20 protein-coding genes and 1 pseudogene are annotated in these 22,075 nt (G+C 39.9%); 10 read left to right on the top strand and 11 right to left on the bottom strand.

Annotated features, from left to right (window positions below; all coding sequences use genetic code 11):
- Window positions 1-2: 2 nt before the first annotated feature.
- Genes plsX through yceD form a run of 3 tightly spaced genes read right to left on the bottom strand, consistent with a single transcriptional unit; the run spans window position 3 to window position 1,761 of the window.
- Window positions 3-1,043: a phosphate acyltransferase PlsX gene (gene plsX, locus ATS71_RS18165; protein ID WP_006792307.1), complete on the bottom strand. Its 1,041-nt coding sequence runs from the start codon at window positions 1,041-1,043 to the stop codon at window positions 3-5.
- Window positions 1,044-1,055: 12 nt separating this feature from the next.
- Complete coding sequence (gene rpmF, locus ATS71_RS18160; protein ID WP_004587686.1) at window positions 1,056-1,226, bottom strand: 50S ribosomal protein L32; 171 nt, start codon at window positions 1,224-1,226, stop codon at window positions 1,056-1,058.
- 10 nt (window positions 1,227-1,236) lie between these two features.
- Window positions 1,237-1,761 (bottom strand): 23S rRNA accumulation protein YceD, encoded by a 525-nt coding sequence (yceD, locus tag ATS71_RS18155; protein WP_006792308.1) that lies wholly within the window; start codon window positions 1,759-1,761, stop codon window positions 1,237-1,239.
- Window positions 1,762-1,892: 131 nt separating this feature from the next.
- On the opposite strand from yceD, the gene ATS71_RS18150 reads away from it, so the two are divergent.
- Window positions 1,893-2,489 carry a Maf family protein gene (locus tag ATS71_RS18150; RefSeq protein ID WP_058406049.1) on the top strand — a complete coding sequence of 199 codons (597 nt, stop codon included), beginning with the start codon at window positions 1,893-1,895 and terminating at the stop codon, window positions 2,487-2,489.
- Between the two features lie 15 nt (window positions 2,490-2,504).
- On the opposite strand, the gene ATS71_RS18145 is transcribed toward ATS71_RS18150, so the two are convergent.
- Window positions 2,505-3,155, bottom strand: coding sequence for an HAD-IA family hydrolase (locus ATS71_RS18145; RefSeq protein WP_058406048.1), 651 nt, complete (start codon window positions 3,153-3,155; stop codon window positions 2,505-2,507).
- A gap of 3 nt (window positions 3,156-3,158) precedes the next feature.
- A complete protein-coding gene (gene rluC, locus ATS71_RS18140; RefSeq protein ID WP_058406047.1) occupies window positions 3,159-4,121 on the bottom strand; it encodes a 23S rRNA pseudouridine(955/2504/2580) synthase RluC in 963 nt (320 codons plus the stop codon).
- 778 nt (window positions 4,122-4,899) lie between these two features.
- Between rluC and rne the strand changes: the two genes are divergently transcribed.
- Window positions 4,900-7,986, top strand: coding sequence for a ribonuclease E (rne, locus tag ATS71_RS18135; RefSeq protein ID WP_058406046.1), 3,087 nt, complete (start codon window positions 4,900-4,902; stop codon window positions 7,984-7,986).
- Window positions 7,987-8,698: 712 nt separating this feature from the next.
- Here rne and yejK read toward each other — a convergent pair.
- Window positions 8,699-9,715, bottom strand: a complete 1,017-nt coding sequence (gene yejK, locus ATS71_RS18130; protein ID WP_006794655.1) for a nucleoid-associated protein YejK — start codon at window positions 9,713-9,715, stop codon at window positions 8,699-8,701.
- Window positions 9,716-9,777: 62 nt separating this feature from the next.
- Between yejK and ATS71_RS18125 the strand changes: the two genes are divergently transcribed.
- From ATS71_RS18125 to ATS71_RS18095, 7 genes are all read left to right on the top strand, one after another.
- Window positions 9,778-9,990 (top strand): DUF1414 domain-containing protein, encoded by a 213-nt coding sequence (locus ATS71_RS18125; protein WP_006794656.1) that lies wholly within the window; start codon window positions 9,778-9,780, stop codon window positions 9,988-9,990.
- A gap of 4 nt (window positions 9,991-9,994) precedes the next feature.
- Window positions 9,995-11,488: a DUF3413 domain-containing protein gene (locus tag ATS71_RS18120; protein ID WP_058406045.1), complete on the top strand. Its 1,494-nt coding sequence runs from the start codon at window positions 9,995-9,997 to the stop codon at window positions 11,486-11,488.
- Between the two features lie 97 nt (window positions 11,489-11,585).
- Window positions 11,586-12,071 (top strand): DUF4124 domain-containing protein, encoded by a 486-nt coding sequence (locus ATS71_RS18115; protein WP_058406084.1) that lies wholly within the window; start codon window positions 11,586-11,588, stop codon window positions 12,069-12,071.
- Window positions 12,072-12,213: 142 nt separating this feature from the next.
- Window positions 12,214-13,932, top strand: coding sequence for a bifunctional isocitrate dehydrogenase kinase/phosphatase (gene aceK / locus ATS71_RS18110; RefSeq protein ID WP_058406044.1), 1,719 nt, complete (start codon window positions 12,214-12,216; stop codon window positions 13,930-13,932).
- 16 nt (window positions 13,933-13,948) lie between these two features.
- Window positions 13,949-14,887 carry a LysR family transcriptional regulator gene (locus tag ATS71_RS18105; RefSeq protein WP_006794660.1) on the top strand — a complete coding sequence of 313 codons (939 nt, stop codon included), beginning with the start codon at window positions 13,949-13,951 and terminating at the stop codon, window positions 14,885-14,887.
- 175 nt (window positions 14,888-15,062) lie between these two features.
- Entirely contained in the window at window positions 15,063-15,506 is a 444-nt protein-coding gene (locus ATS71_RS18100) for a ferritin-like domain-containing protein (protein WP_006794661.1), read from the top strand.
- Window positions 15,507-15,758: 252 nt separating this feature from the next.
- The gene (locus ATS71_RS18095; RefSeq protein ID WP_058406043.1) at window positions 15,759-16,154 is read left to right on the top strand and encodes an ExbD/TolR family protein; all 396 of its coding nucleotides are present in this window, start codon (window positions 15,759-15,761) and stop codon (window positions 16,152-16,154) included.
- Window positions 16,155-16,242: 88 nt separating this feature from the next.
- Here the strand turns inward: ATS71_RS18095 and ATS71_RS18090 are convergent, their stop codons facing one another.
- The 4 genes and pseudogenes from ATS71_RS18090 to ATS71_RS18080 form a co-directional block, all read right to left on the bottom strand.
- Window positions 16,243-19,278 carry a TonB-dependent receptor plug domain-containing protein gene (locus tag ATS71_RS18090; protein WP_058406042.1) on the bottom strand — a complete coding sequence of 1,012 codons (3,036 nt, stop codon included), beginning with the start codon at window positions 19,276-19,278 and terminating at the stop codon, window positions 16,243-16,245.
- 9 nt (window positions 19,279-19,287) lie between these two features.
- Window positions 19,288-19,708, bottom strand: a pseudogene (locus tag ATS71_RS19315) (FecR family protein); the annotation flags it as partial.
- Between the two features lies 1 nt (window position 19,709).
- On the bottom strand, window positions 19,710-20,364 hold a 655-nt coding region (locus ATS71_RS19310), incomplete at its 3' end, for a FecR family protein (protein WP_235591533.1).
- Window positions 20,361-20,933: an RNA polymerase sigma factor gene (locus ATS71_RS18080; RefSeq protein WP_058406040.1), complete on the bottom strand. Its 573-nt coding sequence runs from the start codon at window positions 20,931-20,933 to the stop codon at window positions 20,361-20,363. The genes ATS71_RS18080 and ATS71_RS19310, both read right to left, overlap by 4 nt.
- 120 nt (window positions 20,934-21,053) lie before the next feature.
- Between ATS71_RS18080 and ATS71_RS18075 the strand changes: the two genes are divergently transcribed.
- Entirely contained in the window at window positions 21,054-21,569 is a 516-nt protein-coding gene (locus ATS71_RS18075; protein WP_058406039.1) for a DUF2937 family protein, read from the top strand.
- Here ATS71_RS18075 and ATS71_RS19305 read toward each other — a convergent pair.
- Window positions 21,549-22,075, bottom strand: a 527-nt coding sequence (locus ATS71_RS19305; protein ID WP_235591532.1) for a substrate binding domain-containing protein, incomplete at its 5' end; no start/stop codon positions are given. The genes ATS71_RS18075 and ATS71_RS19305 overlap by 21 nt on opposite strands.

Raw genomic sequence — 22,075 nt, 5'->3', positions numbered from 1 at the left:
ATTTACTGATTGGCCACCGTGTCTTTAGAATGTGTTTTTTCGAAAATAGCGGCTATTTTAGTAGGAAGTTGGCGTTCAACTTCTTTTACCGCTTCATCGATTGCTGCTTGAAATGCTTTAGCTGAGGCATTTCCATGGCTTTTAACGACAATACCGCGCAATCCTACCAGAGAAGCACCGTTATACTGGTCGGGGTTCACCCTTTTATAGAGTTTTTTTATGATTGGGCTAAGCATAAACGCCATACATTTATATAAAAGGTGTTTTTCGAGGGCTTTTGAGAACTTATTCATGATAAGTTTGGCAATGCCTTCACAGGTTTTAAGGGCAACGTTGCCAACAAACCCTTCACATACAATAACGTCGGCCTTGCCTGTAAAAATATCGCTGCCTTCACTATAGCCAATATAATTTATATGCGGACTTTGCTGCATTAATTGTGCAGCGTGTTTTATGTCGTCGTGGCCTTTTATGTCTTCGGCACCAATGTTTAACAAACTTACCCGAGGGTTATCACAGCCAAGCGCTTGGCCAGCAACCACTGAGCCCATTAAACCAAATTGGTAGAGTATTTCGCTATCGCAATGTACGTTGGCGCCTAGGTCGAGCAAATAAACTGGATTTTTACGCTCTGTAGGTACAGATGAAATAAGTGCGGGACGTTTTACACCGGGCAACATTTTTAATACGTAATGCGCCATAAAAAATAATGCGCCAGTATTACCTGAACTTACACATGCTTGAGCCTCGCCTGATTTAACTAAATCAAGGGCAACACGCATTGAAGAATCTTTTTTTGAACGCACGGCAACAGCAGGTTCGCAGGCATTAGTGACTATTTCACTACAATGACGAATTATGAGTCTTGGGTGAGATAAAGAATCGAGGGATTCGAGTTCTTTAGATATAACTTGCTCGTTACCACACAGAATAAGTGTAAGGTTGGCGTGAGCGTTTACTGCACTAACAGCAGCAGGAATAGATGAACGGGGGCCGTAATCGCCCCCCATCATATCTAACGCTATGGTTAGATTATTCAGCATCAAAGCAATCTCTTAGTTAGAAATTACTTGAACGCCTTTGTAGTAACCGTCAGCAGTTACATGGTGACGACGATGAGTCTCACCTGAAGTTTGGTCAACTGTTAAAGTTGGACCGTTGATCGCATCGTGTGAACGGCGCATGCCGCGTCTTGCACGAGACTTTTTGCTTTTTTGTACAGCCATTAGTCTTCTCCTAAGAATCTTTCTTAAGTTGTTTCAAAATATCAAATGGATTTGGTTTATCATCTTCCGCTTTTAATACACCAAAGCTGGCAGGCTTTGACGAGTAATTGCACGAAGCTTCGTTGTGTGTAGGCACTAATGGCACCGCTAAAATTAATTCGTCTTCGATTAACTCAAACACGTTAATTTCACCGTTTTCATCAAGCGCTACTTCATCGTAGTCTTCTGGAAGATCATCCGACTCAGCATCCAAACCAACAGGCGAATACATAAAGTCTTGATCCAAATCCAACCCTAAATCATCATTACAACGTTGACAAGTTACAGTAACGTGTGTGGACAAATTGCCGCTAATCACAACTAAACCTTGCTCATCGTTTTTGCACTGAATTTTTACCGCTATTTCACCTACTTCTTCCTGTACAACACCTCGTAAACGAGTCAGTTTTTCAAGCGGTACAATACCATCGTATGATAAACGGTGTTGCGCTGCTTTCCCAGGATGAAGAGTGAAGGGAATTTTTACCTTTTGCATAGGGGCTGCATCATATAGATAGTTAGTTTGTTAGTCAAAGTAAAAAACCATTTTTACTAGGTTTTTCACGTGTTTTACTCACGGATCTGATTTATCCTAACTCAATCTGATTTATCTTAGGAAAACCATTCATGAAGCACTCGCTTATTTTAGCCTCAAGCTCGCCTTTTAGGCAGTCTTTATTACAAAAATTTAATTTACCGTTTAAAGCCTTTTCACCCGATGTTGACGAATCAGCACTTGAAAACGAAACACCCAATGAGTTAGTTGAGCGTTTAAGTGAACTTAAAGCTGCTGAATCTATTAAACATTTTAACGAAGGTTTAGTTATTGGCTCTGATCAAGTAGCTGTGTTTAATGACCAAATTTTAGGTAAACCGCACACTAAAGAAAACGCCGTAAAACAATTGAGCCTGTTTAGTGGGCAAACAGTTACTTTTTTAACCGGATTATGTGTTTTTGATATTCAAAGTGGGCAAAGTAAAAGCCTTGTTGAACCATTTAATGTGACTTTTAAAACACTCACTACAGCACAAATTAGCGCTTACTGCGATGCAGAACAGCCTTATAATTGTGCTGGTAGCTTTAAAAGTGAAGGACTCGGCATTTGTTTATTTGAAAAACTAAGCGGTGACGATCCCAATAGTTTAATTGGATTGCCACTCATTAAACTCAGCCAATTATTAGCTGAGTTTAATGTTGATGTGTTGAGCCTTCAAACCAAATAACGCTTGCTTTAAGTGTTAGCCTATTAAAACCTGTTGCAACTGTTGGTAGCTATCGACTGTTGCAATTGGGTCATACTCACTTAATTGCTGTGCATTGTGTACACCCATAGTAACGCCTATTCGGTCCATATTTGCTGCCCTACCCATTGCCATATCAATTTGTGTATCACCTATCATTACAGCTTCGTTGGCAGTTACGCCAAGCTCCGCTAATAATTGATAAAGCATATCGGGTGAGGGTTTAGACTGTGCGTCGTCACTTGTGCGGGTTGCACTAAAAAAATGCCTCAGCTGGCTTTGATCTAATAAGCGTTCTAAGCCGTCTCTTCCTTTACCTGTTGCAATAGCAAGTACTGCCCCGTTTTGTTTAAGGGCATTGAGTACGTTTGCTACATCATCAAATACAGGTGTAGGTGTTGGGTCAACTTTATAATGTGCCTTGTATGCATTAATTAGTGCGGTTTGCTTTGTTGGGTGACTGGGGAATAACACCGCCATTGCCTTTTCAAGCGACAGCCCAATAATATTTTTTATTGCGGTGTCGCTTGGCGGTGCAATATTTAAAGATTGTGCACTGCATTTAATACAGTTAACTATTTTGCCAATTGAGTCTATGATAGTGCCGTCCCAATCAAAAATAACTAATTTGTATTGATTATTAGCCATACATTAAGACTCTTTAGCTGCGCGTAACTTTAATAGGCAATTGCTTAGGGCTTTATCAAGGGGTGCTTCTACACGCATAGTGGTTTCGTTTTTAGGGTGATAAAAACTTAAATCGTGCGCGTGTAAAAATAAGCGATTTAAACCTACTTTGCGCATTCCTGCGTCAAACGCTTGGTCACCGTATTTGTCGTCGCATGCAATTGGATGCCCTTTGCATTGGGTGTGTACACGAATTTGGTGTGTTCGCCCTGTCACTGGCGACGCTTGTACAAGTGAACATTCGTTAAAACGCTCTAGTACTTTAAAACGAGTATGCGACGGTTTGCCTTCAACATTATCTACACGTACAACGCGCTCGCCCGATTTAAGCGTGTTTTTGCGCAGGCCTTCGGTTACGTTTTTAGTTTTACCATCCCACTGGCCGTCAACTAACGCCCAATAGTTTTTTTCCATGGTTTTTTCACGAAGTTGCTCGTGTAACGATGTTAAAACTGAGCGGCGTTTTGAAATTAGTAGACACCCCGATGTATCGCGGTCAAGCCTGTGTACTAGCTCAAGGTTACGCTCTTCTGGGCGAAGTACGCGCAGCGCTTCTATTAAGCCATAACTTAAACCACTGCCGCCATGAACAGCCATGCCTGATGGTTTATTTATAACAATGAGGTATTTGTCTTCAAATAAAATATCGTCTTCAAGGCGCGTTACTTTATCTAGTTTTGAAGGCACAAACTCTTCGCGCTCTGCCACTTTTATAGGTGGGATACGAATAACGTCGTCTAACTGTAATTTATATACTGGCTTAATACGTTTTTTATTTACACGCACCTCGCCTTTACGAAGAATTTTGTAGATTGCGCTTTTAGGCACCCCTTTTAAATGGGTAATAAGAAAGTTATCAATTCGCTGACCTAAATGGTCTTCGTTGATTGTGACAAAAGATACTTGTAAGCCGGTTTTTTCTGACATTGCCTAATCACTGATTTAAGTAAAATAATTTAGTTGCTAACACAGTTATAATAGTGGGATAATCAGCAGCGCAAATATTTAGTATTTGCAAATAACAACGGTGCTTTTTAACTTAACACATTAAAACATTCGTGATGCACATTCTGGGTAGCCGATCATACAGATCCGAGTTAAGTTTTCCAAAGCTTTTATACATACCTAGTAAACACGTGCGGTCAACTAACAGCAATGCGCGTAATATATTGCAGGTTAAGTTTGAACATGAAGTGGTTTTTAATGCGATTGAAAAAGCAATGAACAGATAATTTGTCTGATAGTGACGGCGTAAAAAGCGCCGTTCAGCAACTGCTCAATTATTGTAGTACCGTAAAGCAGCTTATTTAGAACTAAAAAAATCTAATAAATAAGTATTCATTAACATCGGCAGCGAATTTTGCTCTTAAACCAGGGTTTAGCGATACATCACACTGTATTGCTCACCCACTTAATGAGCCCTACGCGCCTAATATGAATGACATTTAATAAGATTGATATGACAGGCCGACTTCTGGGTAAAACTTGTAGACGTAGCTGAAAAGCCGACAGTTTTAACACCATTAAGAATTTAATAGCGTTTAGTACGCTATTGTTTGCCAGCATTTAAAAAATACTGCTTACGAAAATACAGAGCCGTTCCGTTAAAGACCCAGTCGTGAGGCTGCACATTCTAAAAATAGGAACAACTGAACAGGCGAGAAAACATCGTCATGTCAGCGACATAATTTAATAGAGTAACAATATGAAACGTATGCTAATCAATGCAACGCAGCAAGAAGAAATGCGCGTAGCACTGGTTGATGGCCAGCGCCTATATGATTTAGATATAGAAAGCCCAGGTCACGAACAGAAAAAAGCCAATATTTATAAAGGCAAAATCACACGCATTGAACCATCTTTAGAAGCAGCATTTGTTGATTACGGTGCTGATCGTCATGGTTTCCTTCCTTTAAAAGAAATTGCCCGCACTTACTTCCCTGCTGGTTACACCTTTAATGGTCGTCCGAATATTCGTGACGTGATCAAAGAAGGCCAAGAAGTAATAATTCAGGTTGATAAAGAAGAACGTGGCCAAAAAGGCGCAGCGTTAACAACTTTTATTAGTGTTGCTGGTAGTTACTTGGTACTTATGCCTAACAACCCTCGTGCTGGCGGTATTTCTCGCCGTATTGAAGGTGATGAGCGTACCGAACTTAAAGAAGCACTCAGCCGTTTAGAACTACCTAAAGGTATGGGCTTAATTGTGCGTACTGCGGGTGTTGGTAAATCGTTTGAAGAATTAAATTACGATTTAAAAGCGTTATTAGTTCACTGGGAAGCTATTAGACAAGCTGCCGACAGTGCTAAAGCGCCGTTTTTAATTCACCAAGAAAGCAACGTAATTTTCCGTGCGATTCGTGATTACTTACGTCGTGATATTGGCGAAATTTTAATTGATAAGCCACGTGTTTTTGAAGAAGCTAAAGCGCACATTGAGCGTTTTCGTCCTGACTTTATGAGCCGCGTTAAACTTTACCAAGGCGACACACCGTTATTTACGCATTACCAAATTGAAAGCCAAATTGAGTCTGCGTTCCAACGTGAAGTGCGTTTACCATCAGGCGGCTCAATTGTTATTGATCCTACTGAAGCACTTACGTCTATCGATATCAACTCGTCTAAAGCTACAAAAGGCGGCGATATTGAAGAAACAGCACTTAATACTAACCTTGAAGCAGCTGACGAAATTGCACGCCAATTACGTTTACGCGACTTAGGTGGTTTGATTGTTATAGATTTCATCGATATGACACCGCCACGTCACCAGCGTGAAGTAGAAAACCGCTTAAAAGACGCTGCGCGCCCAGATCGTGCTCGTGTACAAATTGGTAAAATTTCTCGCTTTGGTTTACTTGAAATGTCGCGTCAGCGCCTACGCCCTTCATTAGGTGAAGCAAGCCAAGGTGTGTGTCCTCGTTGTAGTGGCCAAGGTACGGTTCGTTCTAACGAGTCTATTGCTCTGTCTATCCTTCGTTTAATTGAAGAAGAAGCGATTAAAGACAACACTTCTCAAGTAAATGCACAAGTACCTGTTGCTGTTGCCGCCTACTTGTTAAACGAACAACGTCGTAGTGTTCACCGTATTGAAAAGCATCACAAGTGTGACGTAGTGATTATTCCTAATCAACACATGGAAACACCACACTACGAAGTAATGCGCTTACGTAAAGACGAAACACTTGAAACAGTAAGTTACGAGCAAGTTGTTGCGCCTGAACCAGAAGCGTTTGAAATGTCAAAATCGCCTGCAGCACCTGTTCGTGAAGAGCCTATGCTAAAAGGTGTTGTTATGCCTTCAAGCCCCGCTCCACAAGCAGCGCCGGCTCCAGCGGCTAAGCCTGCAGCGGTAGCCGCTAAAGAAGAAGCGGGTTTATTTACTGCACTTGCTAACTGGTTTAAATCTATTTTTGCTAGCGAAACACCTGAGCAGAAAAAAGAAGCCGTTGAAAAGCAGCAAGAAGAAGCACGTAATAATAAACGTCGTGGAAACGATAACCGCCGTCGTAATAACAATCAACGTCGTCGTAATAACCCTCGCTCTAAACAGCGCACAGAACGCAATACTGATGAAGTAGAAACAAAAACTAATTCACCGGTAGCAAACGAGAACCAAGAGAAAAACGAAAACCGCAACAAGCGTCGTCGTAATTCTAACTCTCGTAAGCGCCCTGAGCACAAAGCAGATAAAGATCAAACTAAAGCGGCAGATGCGCCTGCAAAAGCAAATACTGACACGAATGCTGCAGAAGCACCTAAAGAGCACAAGCCTAAGGTTCGTCGTCAACGTCGTAACGTTCGTAAGAAAGTACGTATTCAGGACGAAAATGCTGAGCAACTACAAGCAACTGAACAAACTTCTGTTGAAACAGCTGCAGTAGAAGAAAAGCCGCAAGTTCAAGCAAAGCCTGAAGCTCAAGAAAAGCCAGTAGCCGCTGAAAAGCCAGCACCTGTAAAAGAAGAAAAAGTAGAGACTGTTGAGTCGAAAGATGAAACTGTAGCAACTGAAGAAGAGCAAACGCGTACACGTTCGCGTCGTTCTCCTCGCCATCTTCGTGCATCAGGTCAGCGTCGTCGCCGCCCTGAAGGTGAAAGTGCTGAAGCTAAATCTGATGAAGCCCCTGCTTTTGTACCGGTTGCTGACCAAGCTGCTGCAGAGTACGAAGCAGAACTTAAGGCAAAATCTGAAGAAACGGCTGTTGACGCTTCTGAACAGGTTGAACAAGCAGTTGCTGTTGAAGATTTAGCTAAAGTTGAAGTTGCTCAAGAGCAAGTAAAAGCTGAAGAACCAGTTAAAACTGAAGAACCAGTTAAAGCTGAAGAGCCAGTGCAAACTGAAGAACCAGTTAAAGCTGAAGAGCCAGTGCAAGCTGAAGAACCAGTTAAAGCTGAAGAACCAGTGCAAGCTGAAGAACCAGTGCAAGCTGAAGAGCCAGTGCAAACTGAAGAACCAGTTAAAGCTGAAGAGCCAGTTAAAGTTGAAAAGCCGTCTTTAGAAGCTGAGGCTGTGCCTGTTACAGCTGCTGAAACACCTGTAGAAGCCAAAGAAGCACCAGTGGTTGAAAAAGCGACTGAAGCAACTTTAAATTCTAAAACAGTGATCACTAAAGGACACGCAAGTGCACCAATGGCACAACCTGCTCCAGCAGCAGACAGTGAAGTAAAACATGTACCAGCGGCTATGGCTCACGATAAACGTGAACTTATCCCTGATAGTGGTTTACGCGCAGGCTCAATTAAACCTGCTGGTCGTGCAAGTTCTGCAATGACAAAAACATTAAGCGCTGATTAGTAAACAGCACTTAATTTAAAAGCCCCGCTATTTAAAATAGCGGGGCTTTTTTGTTTTTAGTGAAGCTTTCCCTAAGTCTACAGAATACAATAACGAGAAGCTGCGCTTCTATCGTGAGCAAGCTCAACGTCTACAACACTAATGCGAATTACCTACAGGCGTTAAACTTGCTCACGCAAAATTGTTTAAAAAAAGTGATATTGTCACCACCGAGAAGTGAAGGGGAAAACAAGAAGAAGTGATTTAAGGGCTATTGTCTTATCTGTGTAGCGCGAAGCGCCTCGGTGTTCTCGGTGGTCATATTTATAAATAATAAGAAGCTTCGCTTCTAACGTGAGCAAGCTCTACGTCTACAAAGCCAACTCAAACTTTACTCCGTACATTGCTAAGTGATTTTGTCACCACGGAGAAGTAAAGGACTAGTGATTTAAGGGCTATTGTCTTCTCTGTGAAGCGCGCAGCGCCTCGGTGTTCTCGGTGGTAATATTATATTTATAAGAAACTGCGCTTAAGAAAAATGAAAAAAGGCTGAATTTTACTTGTCTGCTCATTTGCTCCTCTTTCTCTTCTCTTTGTGCAATTTGAATCTTTAATTTAATAAAAGATGCGAAAAATTAGCAGCTAGCGTTAAATTAACTATTGGCGTAACAGGCAAAAAAAAGCGCGATATAAATATCACGCTTTAAATCTCTTTATTGTGGGAATGCTTGGCTTATTCGCCTTCACTTTCCATAAAGCGTTGCAGTTGATCTTTAAGGTTTGGTGGAATACCTTTAATCACTAACGTATCTGTTGCTTCGTTGTAGGTTACACGCTCACCTAAATGCTTGCGCTCAAAGCTTACACTCACACCGCCGCCTAAACCTGAAAATTTAACCATACTGGTTACGGTTTTTTTATCGACTGGGAACGTTTCTTCTAAATCGTAACTTTGGTCCTTGCAAAAGCTGTCAAACGGGCTGTCATCACCTTTTGAAATAGCCGCTGATAGTTCGGTTACGCTTGCTTCTTCACCGGTCGTTACACAATCGTTACAGTAATCAAAAACCTGCTTACGCAAATCGTCTTTTTCTGATTTATCAAACTGCTGCTCAGATAGGTAATCTTCTACTGCATTTAGCATAACTTGGCTTTGTTGTTTAGGATCAACACCTTCTTCACAGCCTAAAAAGTCTAAGAAAAAATCAGCAACTTTTCGCCCAGCTCTGCCTTTAATAAACGAAATATAACGATTATCCTCAGGTTGTGTATCCCAAGCCGTTAAATCTATACGTGCTGCTAATTGCATACGAGAAATATCAAGATGACGCGATGCTGCTAAATCAAGCTCAGAGGTCATTGAGTAATGCTCTTTAATATTAATCATAGCAATTAACATGTAGTCCGTAGCCACGTACTGATAATGACAAAATACCAAGTAGCCTGTTTCGTTAAATGCGTATTTATCTAGCTCTTCTTTTAATACGGTAGATGCTTGCTCAGTTAAATGCCAAAAGCCCAGCTCGTTATTGCGGTAACTTTGCATTGATGACGCAACAATACTGTTTTTCTCGCCACTAAAGGCACAGTAACCTTTACCTGGCTTGCCCGTGAATGCATGGTGTAATTGTTCGATAAAAACAGCGACTTTATCATTAATGATCATTTCGTCGTTGCGAAGGTGAATTTGCGTATCGTCATCTTTTTTGTCTACATAATGAACGACTAATTTTTTAACGTCTGTTGTCATCTTTGTTTTTCACGCCTCAAGTGTTAAAATACGGGAATATAACTATTTTATTGAACCAACTGATGCCAATCTTATCAAAATACTCTAATGAAGAAGTAGAACAAATCGTCGACCAGCTTATTGATGTGCTAACTCAACACAAAGCACCGGTTGATTTAAGTCTTATGTGTTTAGGAAATTCTATCACGCATATCCTAAAAGAGCATGTACCAACAGGGAAAAGACAAGCTGTAACTGAGAACTTTGCAAAAGCACTTTCACAGTCGGTTAAATAAACGCATGAATTTATCGCAGCACAATCAGTTTTCATCAAAAGCAAGTCAGTTGCTAAGTTGGGGGCATTGGTTTACCTTTGCCAACATAGGTTTAGCGCTACTAATTAGCTTAAGCTATTTATTTGCTGACTCGCCACCAACAAGCTTCATGGGCATTACATACATGCTAGTAACATGGCTTAGCCATACTAGCTTTATTGCCTTTTTGGCGTTTGTGCTGACGGTATTTCCTTTAAGTTTAGTGTTTCCTTACCCACGCCATATTCGTGGCATGGCCGCTGTTATTGCAACCTGTGGCGCGTCTTTATTAACGTTAGACGCCTATGTATATGTTAACTTGGGTTATCATTTAAACCCTTCAGCCCTGCCTGAAATTATTTCCTTACTTTGGAACCGCTTAACCACTTCTCCAGCGCTTACTACGTTTCTTGCGGGCGGTATTGTACTATTGATTTTAGGTTTTCAATTAGTGGTAAGCAATTATACTTGGCACCATTTGGCACGCTTAAAACAGTTTAAATTTGCACGCTATGCAATTTCGTTTTTAGTGGTCTGTTTTGCTTTTAGCCACAGCATTCATATTTGGGCAGACGCTAACTTAAAATTTGATATTACCAAGCAAGACAATGTGTTGCCGCTTTCATACCCAACAACTGCTAAAAGCTTATTGGCTAAAAACGATTTACTAGATATAGAAACTTATAACCAAGCTCATAGCGTAAAAATTAATAACCAAAATATTAATTATCAGCCACCGGCTCCACTGGTAAAGTGTGATGACTTTACTCAGGCTAATGTAGACATATTTGTATTTGAAACTGATGCACAACTAGTTGAGTTTGCAAATAACCACAAAGAGCTTCGTAAAACAGAACTGTTTTTACAGCCTACTAACCATGACGATACGCTGTTTGGTTTAGTGTATGGTTTACCTTCATTTTACAAAGCCGCTATTTTACAAGAACAAATACTGCCTGCATGGCAAAGCCAGCGCCGTAGTATTGAAGTTATGGGTATTGATAGCCTTAGCTTTATTAATGATCAAGCTCATACAAATAATGCCATTAGAGTTATTAATGGTGCTGCTGAGCAAGCGCCACGAAACAACTCGCATGTTTTTGCCTTTAGTTTAGCAAGCGAGAACGCTGAAGTAATCACTACATCTACCTTATATACTTCTGATAAAAACATTGCTGAAGTAAATGGGCTTATCCAACCTAGCGATTTAATTACAACAAGCGTTGGCAAATACTTAAATTGTAGCGCCATTGCTAAGCAAACAATGCTCGGTGTAAACTTATACACGAAAAAAGATGACATGGGTGTTAACTACAGCCAAGGTGTTGTAATTGCATATAAAAAAGATCGAATCACTTTAATAGACTCAGATGGTAACTTTAAAAATATTTCTGCCGCTGAGGGGTTTTCTATTGAACAACGCTTAGATATCCCATTTTTAGTACAAAGTATTAAAAAGCTAAAAACCTTCTCTGAATAGTCATGATGTTAACCTAGCTTGCGATAATGCCAAGCTAGGTTATAGTTTTATAACACGTTAATTGCTTAGCAAAAAAATACGTTCATGGATGGCTATTATGATTAAACCTACTTACCTTTTTATTGTGCTTGGTACTCTTTTATTGAGTACACACAGCAACGCAACTACCTACTACAAATGCGTGACCGAAAAAGGCACAACCTTTTCTCAGTTCCCTTGCGATAACCAAGCGACAGCTTATAAAGTGACTACCGCTAATGTCACAGAGTCAGGGCCTGATGTTGATTATTCAAAACAATTAAATGCACTTGAACGAGAACAGCTTTTAAAAGGCTTAGAGGCAGAGCTACGCAGTAACAACCATAAGCTTGCTATTCTCGACAGAAACAAACAACGTAATGAATACAAGCAAAAGGAACGCCTAAATCATATTCTGGCTGACGACGATAAAAAGCGAATTGCAAAAGACATTACCAAAAAACTGAAGCTAATAAATAAAGAATATAAAAAAGAAGTATCTACAGTCACCAAACGAATTAAAAAACTTGAGAAAAAAATCGCACGTTACAAAAAAAGTAATTAGCAAACATATTACTTAACTTACAATTTACACTTTTAGTTTATCGATTAATTTAGCCCTAATTAATTTAGCTTGGTTTTAAACTTAAAATAACATACCCTTAACAAAATAGAGTATAAACTCTAGTGTCAATTAAGGAGTGCTAATGCAGCCACATAGTATTGCTGAATTAATTTTAACTGGCTTTAAAAAGCACTATCAGCTTTTTCAAAAAATAACCGCTCAAGCGCCCCTTGCCTTTGCCAAACAAGACTGGCAAGCAATTAATGATATTAGCCGTTTACGTATTAGTTATTACGATGAGCGTGTTAACGAAACAATACATACCTTAAAGCAAGACCACCCCTCGTACGAACTTGACGAAACCCTTTGGCTTGAAGTTAAAAAGCTATACCAAGAATTCTTATGCTTTCACCCTCAGGCTGAACTTGCTGAAACATTTTATAATTCGGTGTTTTGCAGGCTTTACCACAGACGCTATTTTCATAACGATTTTATATTTGTACAAGCAACCCTAAAAGATGCGCCATCGGTTCCTGTTGAGTCAGAATACCGAAGTTACTTTCCGGTTGTTGATGGTCTTAAACCCACAATTAAACGCATTATTAACCACTTTGACTTTAAAGCACCTTTTGTTGATTTAGAACGCGATATTCGTCTGCTAGTAAAAGCATTTTATAAGCAAGCCCCCGACACTCATCATCAACCCTGGAAAATGCGCTTTGATATTTTACATACCGCGTTTTATCGCAATAAAGCAGCTTACATAGTGGGACGGGTTGTATCTGAAAGTGGTGTTCAGCCGTTTATAATTGCTGTTCTTCATCACGAAGGTAAAGGCTTATATTTAGATGCCCTACTCACTAAGTCATCACAGATGCGTGTTATTTTTGGTTTTGCCCGCGCTTACTTTATGGTTGAAACCCATGCACCTTCTGCGCTGGTACGCTTTTTAAATGAACTTATGCCCAATAAAACTATGGCAGAACTCTATAACGCCATAGGCTTTCATAAGCAGGGAAAAACCGAGTTTTATCGTGAATTTTTAAATCATTTAGCACATTCGAATGACGAATTTACCATTGCACCAGGTACTCCAGGTATGGTGATGATGGTGTTTACCCTGCCTTCTTTTGGTTATGTATTTAAAGTCATTAAAGACAAATTTGGTGAGAGTAAACCATTTGGCCGCGATACAGTTTTGAAAAGGTATCAACTCGTAAAAAGCCATGACCGGGTTGGCAGAATGGCCGATACAATAGAATATTCAAACGTCGTATTTCCTTTGGCGCGCTTTGATAGTAATTTACTTGAGCAACTGCACAAAACAATTGGCTCGTCGATGGTCATTGAAGGTGACTGGCTGATCATAAAACATTTGTATATTGAGCGCCGTATGACGCCACTGAACTTATTTTTAGAAAATGCTGACGACGAAAGCGCTGCAGATGCAATAGAGGAATACGGCCAAGCCTTAAAAGAAATGATAGCGGTTAATATTTTTCCTGGTGATATGCTATTGAAAAACTTTGGCGTAAGTAAACATAAGCGCATTATTTTTTATGATTACGACGAAGTACAATATTTAACAGACATGAACTTTAGAGCTTTACCTAAAGCGAAAAGTTACGATGATTACTTAATGGATGAACAAACTTACTCTGTTGCCCCGCAAGACGTTTTTCCGGAGCAACTTTGCACATTTGTAACACCCAATCCAACATACAAACAGTTTTTAATAAGCACACACCCTGAACTGATTGATGTTAACTTTTGGAAGCAGGCCCAACAAAATATAAAAAATGGCCTAATAAATCATATTTACCCGTACCCGACAGCACAGCGTTTTATCCATCACTGGTAAACGCAAGGACACACACATGAATATAAGCAAAATAGATTTAAATTTACTTGTATACCTCGATACGCTACTTCGAGAGTGCAACGTTACACGCGCAGCAAATCAACTTAGCATTACTCAACCTGCCATGAGTAACGGCCTAAAGCGCCTTCGAAACCTTTTTAATGACCCTATTTTAGTTCGTACTAGCGATGGTATGGTACCAACAGAGCGTGCCATAGAGTTACAGCCAGTTATTCGTGGCATACTTATGACACTTGAAGAAACACTCGCACCAAATAGAGAGTTTGAAGCCAGCCAAAGTAAACGTGTATTTAGGATAATGGCCAGTGACTATGCAGCAAGCACACTTGCACCAAAACTACTGAGCAAACTGCACGAAGAAGCCCCAGATACAACTTTAGATATACTTACGCCAAGTGACGTGACCTTTCATGATGTTGAAAATGGCAAAGTAGATATGGCAATCAACCGCTTTGAAAATCTGCCACAATCGTTTCACCACAAACGCATATGGAAAGACAGCTTTTGCTGCCTTGTAAAAGCAGACAACCCAATTATTGAAAATTTCAGCCTTGATAGCTATCTTAAAGCGCGCCATATATGGGTGAGTAAAACGGGGTTTGGTGTGGGCGTTGGAATGGACCCTAAAGATGTGCAAAAGCTAGGTTGGGTTGATGAAGCACTTGCTCACTTTGGGAAACACCGAAATATCGCCACATTTACACGTAATTACCATGTAGCCATTCACTTGGCAAAAGAGCAAAATTTAGTGGCCACTTTGCCATCAAAAGCCGCAAATATTTATTTAGACGATGCCGGCCTTAAAATTTTAGAGCCACCATTTCCTATTCCTCCTTTTGAGTTAGATATGATCTGGAGCCCACTGCTACACAGGGATGCAAGCCATATTTGGCTTCGTCAAAAAGTCGCTGAAGTGGCTGATGAGCTAAAATAAACTTATTACACGGTTATTTGTAAGATTTGCTAGGCGTAATATTGTATTTTCGCCTAGCCATTTTTAATAAGAAAAATATACATATAAATATCAGCAACTTAAATTACCTTTTTAAAATGGAATGGCCCTTGCTTTAGTTATGATAAGTTTCATTCATAACATTAAAGAGGTCATTATGAACACCCTTCAAGGAACAGACGCTAATCATATTTCAGACATCATTCAAGTAATGAACAGCGGTATCGATTTTTACCAAAAAGCACAAGAAAATATTAAAGACCCTGCCATTGGAGCATTATTCCAGCGCATGATTGACGCACGCAGAGTCAGCGTTGAACGCCTGCAACCCTATGCTATTAACGAGCAAGGTGAGCGAGAGGAAGGCTCTTCATTTGCTGTAGAAGCGCGCAGAGCATACACCGCACTTCTTACTACATTTGGCTCAAACAACGACAGCACCTATGTAAACGAGCTTGAAGAAGTTGAAGACAAAACACTAGCAGAAATTAAAGAAGCGATGGATAAGCCACAACCTGCAGATTGTGAAGCCGCGCTTGCTGCAACACTTCTTACAATGCAAAGCTGTCATGCTGAAATGAGCCGTATGCAAAAAAGCTAAATAACCTGAATTGTATTTTAGCTATTCAGTAAATTATTCCCCATACAAACCCAGCGATAGGCTGGGTTTTTTATTGCTTTAAAATCATTTAACCTGTTTGAGTAACATGTCAGAACATAGTTTATACAAATATTTAATGTTATTAGAATATTTATTTAACTGTATTATTTTTCAGCTGTGCTAGTTTTGTTAATAGGATCCTAAAAACCTCGCTGTGGCGCCGCAGCTTTAATTAAAATAGTAAGGTCCAATATGAAAAATAAAACAGCTAAACTGCAAAATAACGCCGACGTAGACATGACCCCAATGCTTGATATTGTGTTCATACTGCTCATATTTTTTATTGTTACTACCTCATTTGTTAAACCCGTCGCCATTGAATTAAATCGCCCATCAGACAAACCAAGTATAGAAAAACAAAGTAAAAATGCGGTTTTCAGTATTGATGCAAATAACGGCGTTTACTTTTCAGGGAGGTTAATTGACTTGGAGCAAGTGTCGAACAACTTAGCCATGTTTGCAGCTAAATATAAAATAAGCTCTGTGCTTATAAAAGCAGATGAAAACAGCAAGCACAACACACTGATGACTGTGATGAACAGCATTAAAGAGTACGACAACTACGCTATTAGCTTGGTTTCTGACTAAAACCTGTTAGCTAATTAGCCTTAAATATAAACCCAAAAAAAGGGCCTTGCGGCCCTTTGAGTTAAATAACGAAAGGGAGAGTTATTTATTAAAAACGGTACTCTGCGCCTACATAGTAGTACGCGCCGTTAAAGCCAAAAGGTGCTGAACGACGAGAGTATTCAAACACACCGTTACTACTTACAACGGTATTGCCGTTAGCATCTACAATTGTGCCTGTACGAGAGTTGCCAATTTCATTTTTGTCTGGGTATACATCAAACAAATTATTAGCGCCTACATTCACAGATAGGTTTTCGTTAATGAAGTAATTAACTTTTACGTCTGTTAATATTTCGGCACCGTAAGTTTGACGACCACCGTCTTCAACTGTGTATTCACCAAAGCGATTAAGCGACAGATTAACGGTCCAATCTTCGTTTTGGTAAAGCGCACTTAGGTTAATACGATCTTCTGGTTGCCATTCTTCAATAATCGAAATTTCTTGATCTGAAAACACGCTTTCAACTGGCACAGTTTCAAGACCAGAACCTGATGGTGTAAATAACGAAACAACTTCAGTTTCTGTAAAGTTAGCAGCAAGGGTAAAATCAAGTGAGCCGCCAAACCCTTCGGTATTGTAGGTTGCAACAAAATCTATACCGCTTGTTTCTGTGTCTGCACCGTTTAAGAAAAACTGGCCTGCACCGGCACCAGAGCTAACAAGCGCTGCGTCTAAACTAGTAGAAAGTCCTTTACCTAAACGGTTACTGATAACAATTCGGTCGTCAATATCGATTGAGTAGTAGTCTACCGTTACGTTAATGCTGTCTGTTACGTTATATACAATACCTAAGCTACGGTTTTGAGATTTTTCTTCTTTAAGTTTTGGAATACCTAAACTTTGTGCCAGTGTAGAGTCGTTTCTGAACGTTCCCACTTCTTCGGCTACTAATGTGCCATTTGGCCCTACAACAAACTGTGTACTGATGTTGTTAAAGTAAAGTTGTTGCATAGACGGCGCTCTAAAGCCTGAGCTTAACGCACCACGTAATGAAATATCGTCTGTAATTGCCCAGTTACCCGCTAACTTAAAGTTAACCGTGTCACCAAATCCTTTGTAGTTATCGTAACGAAGTGCGCCCGATAAAATTACGTCTTCAATAACATATGCTTCAGCGTCTAAATAAAACGAAATCACATCTCGAGATTCATCTACTGATGATGCAGGTGACGAACCACCAAAACCTTGCGTGCCGCCAGACGCGTTTTCGCTGCCAACACCGCCACTTAATCCACTGTAAATGCTTACGCCGTTATTTGTATCGTAATCACGATAAGCATACTCATTACCAGCTAAAATACGGTACTCGTCGGTACGCATTTCTGCGCCCATTGCTAGCGAGTAATCGTCAAAGTTTTGAGTAAAATCTAAATTAATTGTTTGCAGAGACAATTCCATGCCATAAGCATACGCTTCACGCGGGATGGTCGAACGAATGTCAGCCGCACTTAGACCCTGTTCGTAACGTAAAAAGTTAGCGTATGAAGCGTTAATTGTATCGCTTGTTGTGTAGTCGATACTGTTTTCACCGTACGTGTACGATAAATCAAGGCTTGAATCGTTATCAAACTCTGTTTTGTAACCAAAGTTATAAGAAATATCATCAATGGTGGTATTTATTTTTGGTAAAAAGCCAAGTGGGATTGTTGCGTCGCCATCTTGTAATACCGGGTTGCCACCCGCATTAGCATTGTGACGGAAAAACGCGGCAGATTCGTTATCGCGTGTTGAGTACGTGATAAATCCATATAATTCGCCATCGCCTAGTTCATAGCCCGTATTTACCGTTAAGCCAAACTGTTGTGAATCAGCGTCACCAATTCTAAATGTGTTACGATCAGCTGTTAATTCACGTGGGTCACCTGCCAGCAATGTGCCATCGCTGAGTTCTTCACAGCCGTAAAACTGACACGAACCATGCAAACCTGCACGATTAGTTGGCGCACGGTCACGATAATTAATAGTTGTATTTAAGTAGCCATTGTCACCCAGTGCAAACCCTTTGTTGAAGTCAACGTTAACTGTTTCGCCGTCACCTTCAGAGTATTCACCGTAGTTAATTGCAGCTTTACCACCTTCACTGCCATCTTTTAATACAATGTTGATAACACCTGCAATTGCATCAGACCCATATTGAGCAGCTGCACCGTCACGAAGAACTTCAATACGCTTGATTGCAGAAGCCGGAATAGCATTCATATCGGTACCCGCAGTACCACGACCAACCGATGTATTAATATGGATAATACTAGCTTGATGACGACGTTTACCGTTGATCAATACCAATGTTTGATCGGGACCTAAACCACGTAATGTTGCAGGTCTTAATGCATCGGTACCGTCGCTGATAGATGAACTTGAAAAGTTAAATGAAGGCGCAATTGCTTGTAGCATACGGCCCACTTCAGTCTGGCCTGTATTTTCAAGTGCTTCAGCACTTAAAATATCGACTGGAACGGGTAAATCTTCAACCGAACGCCCTGCTACACGGCTACCAACAATTGCAATTTTTTCGATTTTTTCTTGGGCAACGTCTTCTGCCGCATTTACACCTTGAGAATTTACCGCCATTAATGCCGGTAATACCGCTGCACTGACTGCTGAAAGCTTCATCATGTTGTTATCATTCCTGTTGATTTGTTTGAGTTTTATACTCAGTAATCCATTTTGATCAACAACCGCATCGAGCTCAGTCCCTACCAATAATGCCTCCAGCGCATCTAGTTGGGTATAAAATCCATAGACTGAATTTGCTTCATATTCTTTAGCTAACTCGTATGAAAACACCACGGTTTGCTTGGTTTGTTTAGCAAATTCAATTAAGGCTTTGTCTGCTCGCTGCGCTTTTATATCAAATTGCACCATTTGCCCGGTAGTTTGACTTGCGGCTTGCACACTTAGGCTAAACATAGCGGGTGCAAGCACACATAAACCACTCAATAAATGCAATTGGTTACTGCGCACTGTATATAAACAGCTGGCAAACAAAAATCCTCTATGGTTTTGTTTCTTTTTTTTAATCTTTTTTTTACGTGCAGGATTTAAAGATGCAACTTTATCTAACATATGTCTGATTTGCATAGCTGCTTCTTATGATTTTGTATTTTGCGTAAGCGTTACTGTGTGTTTACCTTGGCGTTCATGGCTAATAGAAAAGTTAGTGTGTAAACTTTCTAACAGACCAGGCACGTCGCCTGCTTTAAACACACCGGCTACTTTTATCGACGCAAGTTCTTCTGACGATAATTTAAAGCGTGTAGAGGTATAACGGCTCACTTCATTTAAAGCGTCGCTGAGCGGTTCACCATTAAAAACAAGCATGCCATTTTGCCATGCTAAATCACGTTCAACATCATCAATAGAAAGCTGAGTGATTGGCTTAGTGATGCTTTGTTCTATAACAGCCTTTTCGCCAGAGGTAACTATATTGGCATTTATTTGGCGTATTTTTTCTGCATTTTTATCAGCTAACTGATAGGCTTTAAAGTCGCTGGCATCCACTGCTACACTCNGATCGGTGATCATTACTTTGCCTTCGGTTACCACCAGCTCTAAGTCGGAAGATGTATTGCGCTGAACATTAAATACAGTACCCAATGCTGTAAAACTTTTATTGCCAGCCATTACACTAAATGGGCGAGATGCATCTTTAGCAACGTTAAATCGACCTTCCCCTCTATTGAGCAATAGTTGTCTGCGGCCTTTACTATAAGCGACTTCTAATAAACTATTTGTATTTAATTGCACAATGGTGCCGTCGGGTAATGCGTAAGTTGCTTGCTCGCCAACTTTAGTTTTATAAATTTTAGTGTAGTTAACTTTTGCTAACTGTTGGCTGTAACCATTTTCTAAGTTGATTAATAGATAACTACACACCATAAGTGCTGCAAATAAACTGGCTGCAATAGACGTTGAAACCAGCCATCTTTTTTTGGGTTGCTTACTATTACGATGAGGGAATAAATTACTGAGCTCGTTTAAAACAGATATTTCATCCCATAGGTGAGCTAGTTCGTAAAGTGCATCTTGGTGAGCGTTGCTTTGCATCATCCACAGTGTAAACTGCTCTTTTTCATCTTTTGATAAGCCGCGGTCAATGGCGCTGATCCAGTTACAAGCTGTTTCTAATATTAAATCTTTTGATGTAAATTGATGAACATTGCTCATTTTGCAACCCTCTTTACTGTTAACGGATGAAGAGAATTGTCGTGATTAGTTTTTGCCACTTGGCTTTGATCGTGTTCGCGCATGTAAAGCATGGTTTTTAATAACCCTTTAGCAATGTGTTTTTCAACAGTACTCTGACTAAGCTGCATCTCGCTTGCGATCTCTTTTTGGCTCATGCCATATACTTTTTTTAGTATAAAACATTTACGGGTTGATGGACTTAATTGCTCTGTTGCTCTACAAAAAAGTAAAAAACGCTCTTTGGACGTGTATTCGTCTTCAAGCTGCATTGACTTTAGCAGCACAGGTAATTCGCTGTCATCATCAAGCGAATCATTAAATTTGTTGTCCCACTTAGCAACATGGTTTAATGCTAAATGTTTAGCGGTTTTTAACATGTAACTACGGGTATATTGAATATCTTGTTTTAAATCAGCCTCGTAGCTTTTTATAAATGTTTCTTGCACAATGTCGTCTACGTCATCGGGCTGTACAATTCGAGAAACAAAGCGTTTAAGTTGGCTTGAAATATCAACAAATGTTGACGCAAATTTATTCTTTTTGGTCATGTTTAGTAAACACCTGTTGTTATTATTGTTACCGTAAGATTACGAGTTTTGAATATAAAAAACTAGTTAAATGTAAATTTTTAGTTGTATAAATGTCATATTTTTTTATTAGGGGTATTAATGGGTAAAATTTTAGACTACATCCGACTGAGTTTTTTTGCTTGCGGGCTGCTTTTAGGCGTGCAAATACCTGCTTTTGTTAGTGATTTTGGCCAAGCATTAAACGCTCAATTAGTTGAGGCAAATAATGCGATTGCACCTTTTCAAAAAGACGCCAAAAAATACTTTAACAACGACCTAACCAAATTAATAAAACACTATGAAAATTTAGGCGATGAAATTGTCGGTAAAGGTGCCAATCATATTCAAACTCTCAGCCAGCGTCAGCAAACGTTGGCAAAGGCTGTTGATGCGTTTTCAAGCTCGCCTTATCTGTTTACACTTACCAGCGAGCTACACACTATAAAACAGCAAGTATGGCAACGTTTTGAAGGGCAAATAATTTTAAAAACAGACTCTATTACAGCAGCAATTATCTTTGCAATAATCATTGCATTTATTGCAGAACTTACAGGCTTTTTGTTGATGACTGTAATTAAGCGCACATACCACCGATTAGACGGTGCATGCGAATAACGATTTCATAAAATCAAAAAACACCTCTGTTTTTCGGGTTGTTAAACTATTTTGTGGCCGTAAAAACCATACAGGGGCATCGCTTTGTGACAATGCGTTTGGCATCACTTCTACTAATGCGCCATTTTTAAGTTCGTCATTTATGGCAAGTCTTGATTTTATAGCAATGCCATGACCCGCAATGGCAGCTTGTGTCATGTTGTCGGAATTTGAAATAGTAAAACGTGTTTGTGCATTAAATGTGTGAACTTTTTGTTGGTCATCATAAAGCTTTAACTGGCGTTGCCATGGCAGGCAGACCCAAAAATGTTTTTCTAACTCAGTAATGGTTGTTGGCATTGAATGCTTTTTTATATAGCTGGGTGCGGCGCATAATATACGACTGTTATTGACTATTTTACGCGAAAGTAATCCTGAATCATTTAATTGCCCTACACGAATAGCCACATCTTGCGCATCATCAACCACGTTTACAAACTGATCGGTTATTAAAAAGTCTAGCTTTA

It is taken from the genome of Pseudoalteromonas sp. H71, from assembly GCF_001468485.1.
Taxonomy (GTDB): domain Bacteria; phylum Pseudomonadota; class Gammaproteobacteria; order Enterobacterales; family Alteromonadaceae; genus Pseudoalteromonas.
Note: the sequence above shows the minus strand (reverse complement) of the source record. Positions and strands in the feature narration are given on the sequence as shown.

Bases quoted from the DNA above. Each gene is read 5' to 3' on its own strand.
- ATS71_RS18120 (WP_058406045.1), top strand. From the start codon at position 9,995: ATGAATTTATCGCAGCACAATCAGTTTTCATCAAAAGCAAGTCAGTTG.
- ATS71_RS18145 (WP_058406048.1), bottom strand. From the start codon at position 3,155: ATGGCTAATAATCAATACAAATTAGTTATTTTTGATTGGGACGGCACT.
- yejK (WP_006794655.1), bottom strand. From the start codon at position 9,715: ATGACAACAGACGTTAAAAAATTAGTCGTTCATTATGTAGACAAAAAA.
- ATS71_RS18100 (WP_006794661.1), top strand. From the start codon at position 15,063: ATGAACACCCTTCAAGGAACAGACGCTAATCATATTTCAGACATCATT.
- ATS71_RS18095 (WP_058406043.1), top strand. From the start codon at position 15,759: ATGAAAAATAAAACAGCTAAACTGCAAAATAACGCCGACGTAGACATG.
- rpmF (WP_004587686.1), bottom strand. From the start codon at position 1,226: ATGGCTGTACAAAAAAGCAAAAAGTCTCGTGCAAGACGCGGCATGCGC.
- plsX (WP_006792307.1), bottom strand. From the start codon at position 1,043: ATGCTGAATAATCTAACCATAGCGTTAGATATGATGGGGGGCGATTAC.
- aceK (WP_058406044.1), top strand. From the start codon at position 12,214: ATGCAGCCACATAGTATTGCTGAATTAATTTTAACTGGCTTTAAAAAG.
- ATS71_RS18105 (WP_006794660.1), top strand. From the start codon at position 13,949: ATGAATATAAGCAAAATAGATTTAAATTTACTTGTATACCTCGATACG.
- ATS71_RS18115 (WP_058406084.1), top strand. From the start codon at position 11,586: ATGATTAAACCTACTTACCTTTTTATTGTGCTTGGTACTCTTTTATTG.
- rluC (WP_058406047.1), bottom strand. From the start codon at position 4,121: ATGTCAGAAAAAACCGGCTTACAAGTATCTTTTGTCACAATCAACGAA.
- rne (WP_058406046.1), top strand. From the start codon at position 4,900: ATGAAACGTATGCTAATCAATGCAACGCAGCAAGAAGAAATGCGCGTA.
- ATS71_RS18150 (WP_058406049.1), top strand. From the start codon at position 1,893: ATGAAGCACTCGCTTATTTTAGCCTCAAGCTCGCCTTTTAGGCAGTCT.
- yceD (WP_006792308.1), bottom strand. From the start codon at position 1,761: ATGCAAAAGGTAAAAATTCCCTTCACTCTTCATCCTGGGAAAGCAGCG.
- ATS71_RS18075 (WP_058406039.1), top strand. From the start codon at position 21,054: ATGGGTAAAATTTTAGACTACATCCGACTGAGTTTTTTTGCTTGCGGG.
- ATS71_RS18080 (WP_058406040.1), bottom strand. From the start codon at position 20,933: ATGACCAAAAAGAATAAATTTGCGTCAACATTTGTTGATATTTCAAGC.
- ATS71_RS18125 (WP_006794656.1), top strand. From the start codon at position 9,778: ATGCCAATCTTATCAAAATACTCTAATGAAGAAGTAGAACAAATCGTC.
- ATS71_RS18090 (WP_058406042.1), bottom strand. From the start codon at position 19,278: ATGCAAATCAGACATATGTTAGATAAAGTTGCATCTTTAAATCCTGCA.